Origin of the sequence: Klebsiella sp. R390 (genome assembly GCF_051131745.1) — a bacterium.
GTDB lineage: Bacteria > Pseudomonadota > Gammaproteobacteria > Enterobacterales > Enterobacteriaceae > Klebsiella.
This window is the reverse complement of the sequence record NZ_CP180445.1, coordinates 3,632,057-3,644,250: the sequence shown is the minus strand read 5'-3', so window position 1 is coordinate 3,644,250 and position 12,194 is coordinate 3,632,057. Positions and strand designations below refer to the sequence as shown.

11 protein-coding genes are annotated in these 12,194 nt (G+C 55.6%); 8 read left to right on the top strand and 3 right to left on the bottom strand.

All coding sequences use genetic code 11. From position 1 onward, the window contains the following. Nucleotides 1–306 precede the first annotated feature (306 nt). Complete coding sequence (locus ACMYSP_RS17100; RefSeq protein ID WP_434587147.1) at nt 307–1,305, top strand: LacI family DNA-binding transcriptional regulator; 999 nt, start codon at nt 307–309, stop codon at nt 1,303–1,305. Here ACMYSP_RS17100 and lysA read toward each other — a convergent pair. Further along, entirely contained in the window at nt 1,302–2,564 is a 1,263-nt protein-coding gene (gene lysA, locus ACMYSP_RS17095) for a diaminopimelate decarboxylase (protein WP_434583236.1), read from the bottom strand. The two genes, ACMYSP_RS17100 and lysA, sit on opposite strands and share 4 nt — an antisense overlap. A gap of 135 nt (nt 2,565–2,699) precedes the next feature. On the opposite strand from lysA, the gene ACMYSP_RS17090 reads away from it, so the two are divergent. Beyond that, the gene (locus tag ACMYSP_RS17090) at nt 2,700–3,626 is read left to right on the top strand and encodes a LysR family transcriptional regulator (RefSeq protein ID WP_434583235.1); all 927 of its coding nucleotides are present in this window, start codon (nt 2,700–2,702) and stop codon (nt 3,624–3,626) included. Here ACMYSP_RS17090 and ACMYSP_RS17085 read toward each other — a convergent pair. After that, entirely contained in the window at nt 3,613–4,305 is a 693-nt protein-coding gene (locus ACMYSP_RS17085; protein ID WP_434583234.1) for an aspartate/glutamate racemase, read from the bottom strand. The two genes, ACMYSP_RS17090 and ACMYSP_RS17085, sit on opposite strands and share 14 nt — an antisense overlap. A 139-nt stretch (nt 4,306–4,444) precedes the next feature. Here ACMYSP_RS17085 and ACMYSP_RS17080 point away from each other — a divergent pair, with 139 nt between their 5' ends. The 6 genes from ACMYSP_RS17080 (at nt 4,445) to ACMYSP_RS17055 (ending at nt 10,690) form a co-directional block, all read left to right on the top strand. After that, nucleotides 4,445–4,771, top strand: a complete 327-nt coding sequence (locus tag ACMYSP_RS17080) for a cupin domain-containing protein (RefSeq protein WP_434583233.1) — start codon at nt 4,445–4,447, stop codon at nt 4,769–4,771. Nucleotides 4,772–5,269: 498 nt separating this feature from the next. Beyond that, nucleotides 5,270–6,160, top strand: a complete 891-nt coding sequence (locus ACMYSP_RS17075; RefSeq protein ID WP_434583232.1) for a carbohydrate ABC transporter permease — start codon at nt 5,270–5,272, stop codon at nt 6,158–6,160. Beyond that, entirely contained in the window at nt 6,153–7,055 is a 903-nt protein-coding gene (locus ACMYSP_RS17070; RefSeq protein ID WP_123756648.1) for a carbohydrate ABC transporter permease, read from the top strand. The genes ACMYSP_RS17075 and ACMYSP_RS17070 overlap by 8 nt, the downstream gene beginning before the upstream one ends. Nucleotides 7,056–7,067: 12 nt before the next feature. Continuing rightward, nucleotides 7,068–8,195: an ABC transporter ATP-binding protein gene (locus ACMYSP_RS17065; RefSeq protein WP_434583231.1), complete on the top strand. Its 1,128-nt coding sequence runs from the start codon at nt 7,068–7,070 to the stop codon at nt 8,193–8,195. Nucleotides 8,196–8,211: 16 nt separating this feature from the next. Next, on the top strand, nt 8,212–9,498 hold the full coding sequence (locus ACMYSP_RS17060; protein ID WP_434583230.1) for an ABC transporter substrate-binding protein: 1,287 nt from the start codon (nt 8,212–8,214) through the stop codon (nt 9,496–9,498). Between the two features lie 64 nt (nt 9,499–9,562). Then, nucleotides 9,563–10,690, top strand: coding sequence for an oligogalacturonate lyase family protein (locus tag ACMYSP_RS17055; RefSeq protein WP_434583229.1), 1,128 nt, complete (start codon nt 9,563–9,565; stop codon nt 10,688–10,690). 55 nt (nt 10,691–10,745) lie between these two features. Here the strand turns inward: ACMYSP_RS17055 and ACMYSP_RS17050 are convergent, their stop codons facing one another. After that, complete coding sequence (locus ACMYSP_RS17050) at nt 10,746–12,179, bottom strand: glycoside hydrolase family 32 protein (RefSeq protein ID WP_434583228.1); 1,434 nt, start codon at nt 12,177–12,179, stop codon at nt 10,746–10,748. Nucleotides 12,180–12,194: the final 15 nt, after the last annotated feature.

The following is a 12,194-nucleotide window of genomic DNA, read 5'->3' as shown; positions in this document are numbered from 1 at the left end:
ACCTCTGGTTTAAGGGCTTTTTAGCACACAAGGTGTACTGCTAAACACCTTTTGGCATACCAAAAAATAGTCACTGGTGGTAAAAAGTTCTGTGACTCAACTCTCAACGCGAGATCTGGTATTCCAAATAATTAGAATATTTAATATTGGCATACCGCATTAACGGGTTCACTTTTCGCGGTGTGCAGTTCCTGTAAAAAGCGTGATCGCGATGGTTGTTTGCTCTGTGTTGAGCGCATATCCCCCTGAATGTCTGTGATAAACTGCGGCCTATCACGTGATATCAGGAAACGATCAATGGCAACAATGCTGGATGTCTCAATTCGCGCAGGCGTCTCTAAAGCGACGGTATCCCGCGTGTTGAACGGCACAGGTCAGGTAAAAGAGAGCACCCGCCAACAGGTTTTCAAGGCGATGGAAGAGTTGGGATATCGGCCAAACTTTCTCGCGCGTTCACTGGCGAACCGCACAAGCAACAGCATCGGATTGGTGGTATCCACCTTCGATGGCTTCTACTTTGGTCGCCTGTTGCAGCAGGCCTCACGTCAGACGGAAGCCTGGGGAAAGCAGCTGATCGTCACCGACGGCCACGATGCGCCGGAGCGTGAAGAAGAGGCGGTGCAGATGCTCGCCGACCGCCAGTGCGATGCCATCATTCTCTATACCCGCCACATGAGCGAAAAAAAGATCATGTCGCTGATCGAATCGATTGAAGCACCGCTGGTGGTGATTAACCGTGACGTCAGCCTCGCGCGGGAGCGCTGTGTCTTCTTCGAACAGGAAGATGCGGCGTTTCAGGCGGTGGATTATCTGATTAGCCAGGGCCACCGCGACATCGCCTGTATCACCGTGCCGATGCACACGCCAACCGGCAAGGCCCGTCTGCAGGGCTACCGCAAGGCTCTGAAAAAGAATGGTATTGTGTGGGATCCGGCAAAAGTAAAATACGGTGATTCGACAATGACCCGCGGCTACGAGCTTTGCTGCGAGCTGCTGGCAGAGAAAACCACGTTCAGCGCGCTGTTTTCCTGTAACGATGATATGGCGTTAGGCGCCTCGAAGGCGCTGCACCAGGCAGGGCTGCGGATCCCGCAGGATATTTCGTTGTTCGGTTTTGATGATGCCCCCAGCGCGAAATGGCTGGAGCCGGGTCTGTCGACGGTCTATCTGCCGATCGATAACATGATCACGACCGCAATCGATCAGGCCATTAAGCTCGCCAACGACCAGCCGATCGAAACGATCCCGCCGTTTACCGGCACGCTGGTATTGCGCGACTCGGTATCGACGGGACCTTTTTTTTAGCACTGCTCTAAGACAAGCAGCTCCTGAATGGTCTGGCGACGACGGATCAGCCGTGCCTGGCCGTTGTCGAACAGCACTTCCGGCAGCAGCGGGCGGCTGTTGTAGTTAGAGGACATTGACGCCCCGTACGCGCCGGTATCATGCAGCACCAGATAGTCACCCGGCGCCACATCCGGCAGCAGACGTGTTTCCACTTTGCCCCCTTCCTGCTGGGTAAAGACGTCGCCGGATTCGCACAGCGGCCCGGCCACCACGGTCTCGACCAGCGGTGCAGCGCGCAGGTCCCGGCCATCTGCCGCCAGCGCTGAAATATGGTGATAGCTGCCGTACATCGACGGACGCATCAGGTCGTTAAACCCGGCGTCAATCAGCACAAAGTGGCGGCTGCCCATCTCTTTGACGCTGCGCACCTGGGAGACCAGCACTCCGGATTCCGCCACCAGGAAACGGCCTGGCTCGATTTCGAGCTTCACCGGATGACCCAGATGTTTTGCGATCTGCTCACGCGCGGCGTTCCACAGACCGTAGTAGTGATCGGTATCGATCGTCTCTTCGCCTTCGCGATAAGGAATCGACAGGCCGCCACCGGCGGAGATCGCCTGCAGATCCTGACCAAATTCAATCACCTGGCGCACCATCGCGCCGCACACCTGTTCGAGGTGACCATAATCGACCCCGGACCCAATATGCATGTGGATCCCGACCAGCTGCAGCTTATAGCGGCGGATCACGTCCAGCGCCGCCGGCAGATGGCTGTACCAGATCCCATGTTTGCTGTTTTCGCCACCGGTGTTAGTTTTTTGGCTGTGGCCGTGACCGAAGCCCGGGTTAACCCGCAGCCACACGCGATGTCCCGGCGAGACTTCCCCGAGCTGGCTCAGCATATCGACCGAACCGGCGTTGACCGGGATCTGTAACGCCTTAACGCGTTCCAGCGTCGCGTCGTCGATCAGATCGGCGGTAAAAACGATATCTTCCGGATGCTGCTGCGGATCATACCCTGCCGCCAGCGCGCGCTCGATTTCTCCCAGCGACACCGAATCCACCTTCACTCCCTGTTCGCGCATCAGACGCAGAATATGGATGTTGGAGCAGGCTTTCTGGGCAAAACGCACCACATCGAACTGGCTGAGCTGGGCAATCTGGCGGCGGATAATCTGCGCGTCATAGACCCACACCGGGCAGCCAAATTCGGCAGGCAGGCGGAGCAGATGCTCGGCGGTCAGGTCGGTATCGGTGGCATAAAGCGAGCGTGGCATGGTGAACTCCGGAGTTGTCTGTGCTGTGCGTGTTTTTTTATGATTACGCCATAGGGTGAAGAGAATAAAAAATATCGTTTTATCGTGACTCTATGCAAAAATGATATGGATACCGGACACTTTTTGCGAGTCGCTATGCCAGCCGTCAATTTGCGCCATATTGAAATCTTCCATGCGGTGATGACCACCGGCAACCTGACCGAAGCGGCGCAGCTGCTGCATACTTCCCAGCCGACCGTCAGCCGGGAGCTGGCGCGTTTCGAAAAAGTGATCGGGTTGACGCTGTTTACCCGCACCCGCGGGCGTTTACAGCCGACGATCCAAGGCTTACGGCTGTTCGAAGAGGTGCAGCGCTCGTGGTACGGGCTGGACCGTATCGTCAGCGCGGCGGAAAGCCTGCGCGAGTTCCGCCAGGGGGAGCTGTCGGTGGTCTGTCTGCCGGTGTTTTCCCAGTCGTTTCTGCCGCTGCTGCTGCAGCCGTTTCTGGCACGCTATCCGGAAGTCAGCCTGCAAATCGTCCCCCAGGAGTCACCGCTGCTGGAGGAGTGGCTCTCCGCCCAGCGCCACGACCTTGGCCTGACGGAAACTCTGCACACCCCCGCCGGTACCGAACGCACGCCGCTGCTGACCCTCAACGAAGTCTGCGTGCTGCCGCAGGACCATCCGCTTGCCAGTAAGCCGCTGCTGACGCCGGCGGATTTCCACGGTGAAAATTATATCAGCCTGTCGCGTACCGACAGCTATCGCCAGCTGCTTGACGCCCTGTTTCAGGAGCATCAGATCAAACGCCGGATGGTGGTAGAGACCCACAGCGCGGCCTCCATTTGTGCGATGGTACGGGCAGGCGTCGGCATCTCCGTCGTCAACCCGCTGACCGCCCTCGACTACGCCGAGAGCGGCGTGGTGGTGCGCCGCTTTAGCGTCGATGTTCCGTTTACCGTCAGCCTTATCCGCCCGCTGCACCGCCCCGGTTCGGCGCTGGTCGAGGCGTTTATTCAGCATCTGCAAAGCAGCCTGACGCGCATTCAGGCTCCGCTCGAGGCGGTGCTTAAGAGAGCATGAAATTCACTGCATCGCTGGCGTGAATCGCCGTGGTATCAAACACCGGCAGCGGGCTGAGCGCCGGGGGAACCAGCAGGCCAATCTCGGTGCAGCCAAAGATCACCGCTTCAGCCCCCTGATCCGCCAGCTCCGCGATGATCTGCAGGTAGATATCGCGTGACGCATCGCTAAATGTCCCGAGGCACAGCTCGTCAAAAATGATCTCGTTAATGCGCTGGCGATCGTCAGCGGAGGGAATCAGCGTTTCGATGGCGAACTGCTGTTGCAGGCGGCCGCGATAAAAATCCTGCTCCATGGTATAGCGGGTGCCGAGCAGCGCCACGCGACGTTGCCCCTGGGCGCTAATCGCCCGCCCGGTACCATCGGCAATATGCAGGAACGGTACCTCACAGCGGCTTTCGATAGCCTCCGCCACCTTGTGCATCGTATTGGTACACAGCACGATCCCTTCCGCGCCGGCCTGTTGCAGGCCATACGCGGCCTGCGCCAGGATCTCCCCGGCACGATCCCATTGCCCTGAAGACTGGCAGGCTTCGATTTCATGAAAATCAACGCTATGCAGCAGCAGGCTGGCCGAGTGCAGCCCGCCCAGGCGCGCCTTGATGCCTTCATTAATCAGGCGGTAATAGGGGATGGTGGATTCCCAGCTCATGCCGCCCAACAGGCCTATCGTTTTCATTATTTGCTCCTTAACAGGGTTTGTTCCAGTGAAACAAACTTGTGATCAACTTTCCACTTCTCTTGTCGATCGTTTCTTTTCAAGGCAATCTGATATAAATTAAATGAAACATTGTTTCACTTAACAACAGGACTGCCGGATGTTTATTTTTCACAATGAGACCACCCTTGAAGATCTGGGCAATGGCGTCACCCGTCGTATCCTTGCGCATGACGGTCACATGATGGCCGTCGAGGTGAATTTCGACGTCGGTGCCATCGGGCCGATGCACAACCACCCGCACGAGCAGTTGACCTATGTGCTTTCCGGTGAATTTGAGTTCACCATCGGTGAAGAGAAGCACGTGGTCCGCGCCGGCGATACCCTCTATAAAAAACCGCATATCATGCACGGCTGCATCTGCCTGAAGCCTGGCACGCTGCTGGATACCTTCACCCCGATCCGTGAAGATTTCCTGCAAAACTAGTCTCATCAGGGGGCATTCCTGACATGCCCCCTTTACGTAACGACGCCCTGCTTCTCATCAGTCCAGCCAACCAAAAAAACCCTCTACGAACAAATCATTAGCTCACTATTTATTATCACTCCGTATTGTTCAATTCCCCGTTTTACCCCTTTTCTCCGCCCCGTCCCCTACAGAAATCGTTCATGACCCGCATTTTTTGAAACATCGTTTCGACTTCGATCACATTTCCGTTATGAATCGAATGACTCTGTAATAAATAGCAATAAAATAAAAATAAAACGGCGTTTTATAAAACTAAGACGTCGGGTAGGTAAAAAACGAAACGAACAGGTTCAGCAGGGAAGCTGCGAGCAACCCTCAATAATAAACACAAGGTTAAAAAGGAAGCTAACGCCAGCGAAGACACCAGCACCAGATTCACTTTTGCGCCGAACGTCGGCATGAAAAAAGCCATTACACCGAATCCGTTTTACAAACTCGTAAGCCAGGTAGGTATGTATGAATGAAAACAAGCTACTGGGATTGGCATGGATATCGCCCTATATCATCGGGCTGATACTCTTTACCGCTTTTCCCTTTGTTTCATCTTTCTTCCTCAGTTTCACTGAGTACGATTTGATGAGTCCGCCGGTCTTTAACGGCATTGAAAACTATCGCTACATGTTGACCGAAGATTCGCTCTTCTGGAAATCCATGGGCGTGACCTTTGCTTACGTCTTTTTAACGATCCCGTTAAAACTGGCTTTTGCGTTAGGCATTGCCTTTGTCCTCAACTTTAAACTGCGCGGCATCGGCTTTTTCCGTACCGCTTATTATATCCCTTCGATTCTCGGCAGCTCGGTAGCCATTGCCGTCCTGTGGCGTGCGCTGTTTGCAATCGATGGCCTGCTGAACAGCTTTATCGGCGTGCTGGGCTTTGACCCGGTGAACTGGCTTGGCGAACCGTCTCTGGCGCTGATGTCGGTGACGCTGCTGCGCGTCTGGCAGTTCGGTTCCGCGATGGTTATCTTCCTCGCAGCGCTGCAGAACGTCCCGCAGTCACAGTATGAAGCGGCGATGATCGACGGTGCTTCCAAGTGGCAGATGTTTATGAAAGTGACCGTGCCGCTGATTACGCCGGTTATCTTCTTCAACTTCATCATGCAGACGACTCAGGCATTCCAGGAGTTTACCGGACCGTACGTTATTACCGGCGGCGGCCCAACCTACTCCACCTATCTGTTCTCGCTCTACATCTACGATACGGCCTTTAAGTACTTTGATATGGGCTATGGTGCCGCGCTCGCGTGGGTGCTGTTCCTCGTCGTAGCGGTCTTTGCCGCCATCGCGTTCAAGTCATCGAAATACTGGGTGTTCTACTCCGCCGATAAGGGAGGCAAAAATGGCTGATATCCAACAAATGACCCCGGCGATGGAAATTGCGGAACGTGAAGTAGCCCGTACCCTGCGTCGCGAAAAGATCAGCCGGATGATCCGCTACGTTATCCTGCTGTTCGTTGGCCTGCTGATGCTCTATCCGCTGGTGTGGATGTTCTCGGCGTCGTTCAAACCGAACCATGAGATTTTCACCACCCTGAGCCTGTGGCCGGCTCACGCCACCTGGGATGGCTTTATTAACGGCTGGAAAACCGGCACCGAGTACAACTTCGGTCACTACATGCTGAACACCTTCAAGTATGTGATCCCGAAAGTACTGCTGACCATTATCTCCTCCACCATCGTGGCGTACGGCTTTGCCCGCTTCGAGATCCCGTGGAAGAAATTCTGGTTCGCCACCCTGATCACCACCATGCTGCTGCCAAGCACCGTCCTGCTGATCCCGCAGTACCTGATGTTCCGTGAAATGGGCATGCTGAACAGCTATCTGCCGCTGTATCTGCCGCTGGCATTCGCGACCCAAGGGTTCTTCGTCTTCATGCTGATTCAGTTCCTGCGCGGTGTACCGCGTGATATGGAAGAAGCGGCGCAGATTGACGGCTGTAACTCTATCCAGGTGCTGTGGTATGTGGTGGTACCGATTCTGAAACCGGCGATCATCTCCGTGGCGCTGTTCCAGTTCATGTGGTCAATGAACGACTTTATCGGCCCACTGATCTACGTCTACAGCGTTGATAAATACCCTATCGCGCTGGCACTGAAAATGTCCATCGACGTCACGGAAGGCGCTCCGTGGAACGAAATTCTGGCAATGGCGAGTATCTCCATTCTGCCGTCCATCATTGTGTTCTTCCTGGCACAACGCTACTTCGTACAGGGCGTTACCAGCAGCGGAATTAAAGGTTAAGAGGGAAATATCATGGCTGAAGTTATTTTCAAAAAACTGGAAAAAGTTTACTCCAACGGCTTCAAAGCGGTACATGCTATCGACCTGAAAATTGCGGATGGCGAATTTATGGTTATCGTCGGACCATCCGGCTGTGCCAAATCCACCACTCTGCGCATGCTGGCAGGACTGGAAACCATCAGCGGTGGTGAAGTCCGTATCGGTGAGAAAATCGTCAACAACCTCGCGCCAAAATCGCGCGGTATCGCGATGGTGTTCCAGAACTATGCTCTCTACCCGCACATGACCGTGCGTGAGAACCTGGCCTTTGGCCTCAAGCTCAGCAAACTGCCGAAAGAACAGATTGAAAGCCAGGTTAATGAAGCGGCCAAAATTCTGGAGCTGGAAGAGCTGCTTGATCGTCTACCGCGCCAGCTTTCCGGCGGCCAGGCACAGCGTGTCGCGGTCGGTCGCGCCATCGTCAAAAAGCCGGACGTGTTCCTGTTCGATGAACCACTGTCTAACCTCGATGCGAAGCTGCGTGCCTCGATGCGTATCCGTATTTCCGACCTGCACAAGCAGCTGAAGAAATCCGGTAAGCCGGCCACCACCGTCTACGTCACCCACGACCAGACCGAAGCGATGACCATGGGTGACCGTATCTGCGTGATGAAGCTAGGTCATATCATGCAGGTCGATACGCCGGACAACCTGTACCACAAACCGAAAAATATGTTCGTGGCCGGCTTTATCGGCGCGCCAGAGATGAACATCCGCCAGAGCAAACTGGTGGATCGCGCCGGTCGTCTGCATCTGACCATTGGTGATGAACTGCTGCCGTTAAGCGCGGCGCTGCAGGAGAAAGCCAGCGGCCACACCAATCAGTCGCTGTTCTACGGCGTACGCCCGGAGTTCGTCTCCATTTCCGATGAACCTTTTGCCGAAGGCGGTTGCTCCGGCGAAATGGTCCGCGTCGAGAATATGGGGCACGAGTTCTTCGTCTATCTGAAAGTCGCCGACTATGAACTGACCGCCCGCGTTCCTTCCGATGAAGCGAAACCGATGATTGAAAAAGGGCTTCACCGTAAGGTTTGGTTCAAATTCGATATGAACAAGTGCCATCTCTTTGATGCCACCACAGAACAGAATATCTCTCTGTAACTACTGGAGTATTAAAATGAAAAAAGTGCTTTTAAGCGCCGCAATCTCCGCAACTCTGGGTCTTACCGCGTTACCGTCGATGGCAAAAGATGTTGATTTACGTATGTCCTGGTGGGGCGGCAACGGCCGTCACCAGGTCACTCTGAAGGCGCTGGAAGAGTTTCATAAACAAAATCCGGACATTAACGTTAAAGCCGAATACACCGGTTGGGATGGCCATCTTTCGCGCCTGACCACCCAGATAGCCGGGGGTACCGAGCCGGATGTGATGCAGACCAACTGGAACTGGCTGCCTATCTTCTCGAAAAACGGTGACGGCTTCTACGATCTGAACAAGATGAAGGATGTGATCGACCTGAGCCAGTTCGATCCGAAAGAGCTGCAATCCACCACCGTAGACGGCAAGCTGAACGGGATCCCTATCTCCGTCACCGCTCGCGTGTTCTACTTCAACGATGAAACCTGGAAGAAAGCCGGCGTCGAATACCCAAAAACCTGGGACGATCTGATGGCGGCAGGGAAAACCTTTGAGAGCAAGCTGGGTAAACAGTATTACCCGGTCGTGCTGGAACACCAGGATACGCTGGCCCTGCTGAATTCCTACATGATTCAGAAGTATAACCAGCCCGCTATCGATGAAAAAACGAAGAAGTTCTCCTATAGCAAAGCGCAGTGGGTGGAATTCTTCCAGATGTACAAAAAGCTGGTCGACAGCCACGTGATGCCGGACACCAAGTACTATGCCTCTTTCGGTAAGAGCAATATGTACGAAATGAAGCCGTGGATTCAGGGTGAATGGGCGGGAACCTATATGTGGAACTCCACCATCAACAAATACTCCGATAACCTGAAACCACCAGCGAAACTGGATCTGGGCGCCTACCCGATGCTGCCGGGCGCCACCGATGCCGGTCTGTTCTTTAAACCGGCACAGATGCTGTCGATCGGTAAATCGACGAAAAACCCGGAAGCGGCAGCAAAAGTGATTAACTTCCTGCTGAACAGCAAAGAAGGGGTCGATACCCTCGGCCTGGAGCGCGGCGTGCCGCTGAGCAAAGTGGCGGTGCAATACCTGACCGAAGACGGCACGATCAAGGCCGATGACCCGGCGGTTGCCGGTCTGAAGCTGGCGCAATCGCTGCCAACCAAGCTGCCGGTCTCGCCATACTTCGATGACCCGCAGATCGTCGCGCAGTTTGGTACTTCGCTGCAGTACATCGACTACGGCAAAAAAACCGTCGAAGAGACGGCGGAAGACTTCCAGCGTCAGTCTGACCGTATTCTGCGCCGCGCAATGCGTTAATCAGATATCACTGTCCCTACCCCGCCGCGCCAGCTGCGGGGTATTTTTTTATCAGGAGTGAGTCATGAAAGGCAAAATCATCCCGCTGAATTTTCGCACCACGGAAGACAGCGAAACCGGTCATCGGGTGATCCGGATGACGCCCCCGCACGTCATCTGCCACCGCAACTACTTCTATCAAAAATGCTTCACCCGCGACGGCGGTAAACTGCTGTTTGGTGGCGGATTCGAAGGCCACTGGAACTACTATTTGTTAGATATCGCCGCGCAGCAGGCGATACAGCTGACCGACGGTCCCGGCGACAATACCTTTGGCGGCTTCTTATCCGAGGACGACCGCTCGCTGTGGTATGTCAAAAATAACCATCAGCTGCGCCGGGTGGATCTGGCCTCGCTGGAAGAACAGGTTGTCTACGAAGTGGATGATCAGTGGGTCGCGTACGGCACCTGGGTGGCGAACAGCGATGGCAGCAAACTGGTGGGGATTGAAATCAAAAAAAGCGACTGGCAGCCGCTGACCGACTGGGGAAAATTCCGCGCATTTTACTTTACTGAACCCGAGTGTCGGCTGATCAACATCGATCTGCATAGCGGCGAACAGCGCGTGGTACTGCAGGAAAAACGCTGGCTGGGCCATCCGATCTACCGCCCGTTTGATGACCACACGGTTGCTTTCTGCCATGAAGGACCGCGCGATGCAATCGATGCCAGAATGTGGCTTATCGACGCCGATGGCCGCAATGTGCGTAAAGTACGCCAGCACCAGCCCGGCGAAAGCTTCACCCATGAATTCTGGGTTCCCGACGGCTCGGCGCTGTACTACGTTGCCCACCAGGAGAACGATCCGCACCGCTATCTCTGGCGCGCCGACCCGGCAACTCTGGAGAACCACCAGTTGATGACAATACCGCCCTGCTCTCACCTGATGAGCAACCATGATGGTTCGCTGGTAGTCGGCGACGGTTCGCCTCATCATACCGGCGATATTCAGCTTAACGATCCCTACATCTGGCTGTTCGATCTGCGTTCTGGCGAGCAGAAAGCAATTTGTCGCCATGACTCCACCTGGACGGTGATTAACGGCGAACGTCAGGTCAGCCACCCTCACCCTTCGTTTTCACCGGATAACCGCTGGGTGCTGTTTACCTCTGACAAAGAAGGTATGCCGGCACTGTATCTGGCCGAAGTCTGAACGTAGTGACGCCCCGTCCGGCATCACGGACGGGGCTTATCCAGAATCTGGCGGATTACTCTAGCTGCCAGGCGCCGGCTTCCGAGAGCAGCGCGCTGCCGTTGCAGGCGAATAATGACAACGCCCGGCGCTGAGCCTCTGGATAAATACGGCTGCTCAGGCAGGCCTCACCTTCATTGATAAACACTTCCACCGAAGAACGATCGAAAAACAGGCGTAGCGTGAGCGGCGACGTCAAGGAGATCGCTGCGCTGCGAACGCCGCACAGCCCATGCTGCGGATAGTGGCGTTCCACGACCAACCGCTGCATCTGCGCATCAACGTAAATGCGCAGGCCGTCACCATAGCTCAGCCCGTACTGTTCCGCGGTGCTGCCCGCGCAATCCCAGTGCAGAATCACCTCCATCGCCTCAGCGTTTTCCACCATCAGCGACTGCTGGTTGTTCAGGGTGCTCACCGGCCAGGGGAACCAGGCGCCACGCAAGCACTCTACCTCTTGCGCCGGACGCATCAGCAGACGATTGTCCGCCCCCAGCGTCAGCTCCCGCGGCAGCGAGAGCATGCCCGCCCAGCCATCCTCCTGCTCCGGCAGCGGCGACTCCCACATATCCAGCCAGCCGATGATGAGGCGGCGGCCGTCTGGCGTCAGGAAACTTTGCGGTGCATAAAAATCATGGCCGAGATCCAGCTCAACAAATTCCCCGTCGCGAACAAACGGCTGGCCGGGCTGCCACTCGCCGGTGAGGTAGCCGCTCTGAAACAGATTCCGGTTGTGATAGCCGTGAGCCGCCATGCCTTGAGGTGAGAACATCAGCACCCGCTTATTGCCAAGGGTAAAGAAGTCGGGGCACTCCCACATATACCCCATCCCGGCTTCGGCTTCATCCAGGATCCCTTCATCGTGCCACTGGCGCAGATCGGTCGAGCGGTACAGCCGCACCTGTCCGGTATCGCCGACGCGAGCGCCGACCACCATGTACCAGTGCTCCCCTTCACGCCACACCTTCGGATCGCGAAAATGATGCAGCCCCGGCGGCGTATCCAGCACCGTCCCCTGGCGGTCGAAGTGCACGCCATCGCGGCTGGTGGCCAGGCACTGCACCTGATACAGATCGTCTTCGTTACCGACCTCACCGTTGAATTTATGCCCGGTATAAATCAGCGCCAGCGTATCGCCGTCCACCACGGCGGAACCGGAGAAGCAGCCATCTTTGTCCTCCGGCCCTTCCGGCGCCAGCGCCACCGGCAGATGCTCCCAGTGGACCAAATCCTTGCTACGGGCATGACCCCAGTGCATCGGTCCCCACTGGGTGGAGTACGGATGATGCTGATAAAAAGCGTGATACCAGCCGTCAAACCAGACCAGGCCATTCGGGTCATTGATCCAGCCCGCCCGGGCGGCGAGGTGATAGCGCGGATACCAGCGCGGATTCAACGCTTCGCTTTTGTGCTGCAGTTCCTGTTCGGCGTTAGCAATGGTGTAAGTCATATTCTTCACTCTTTT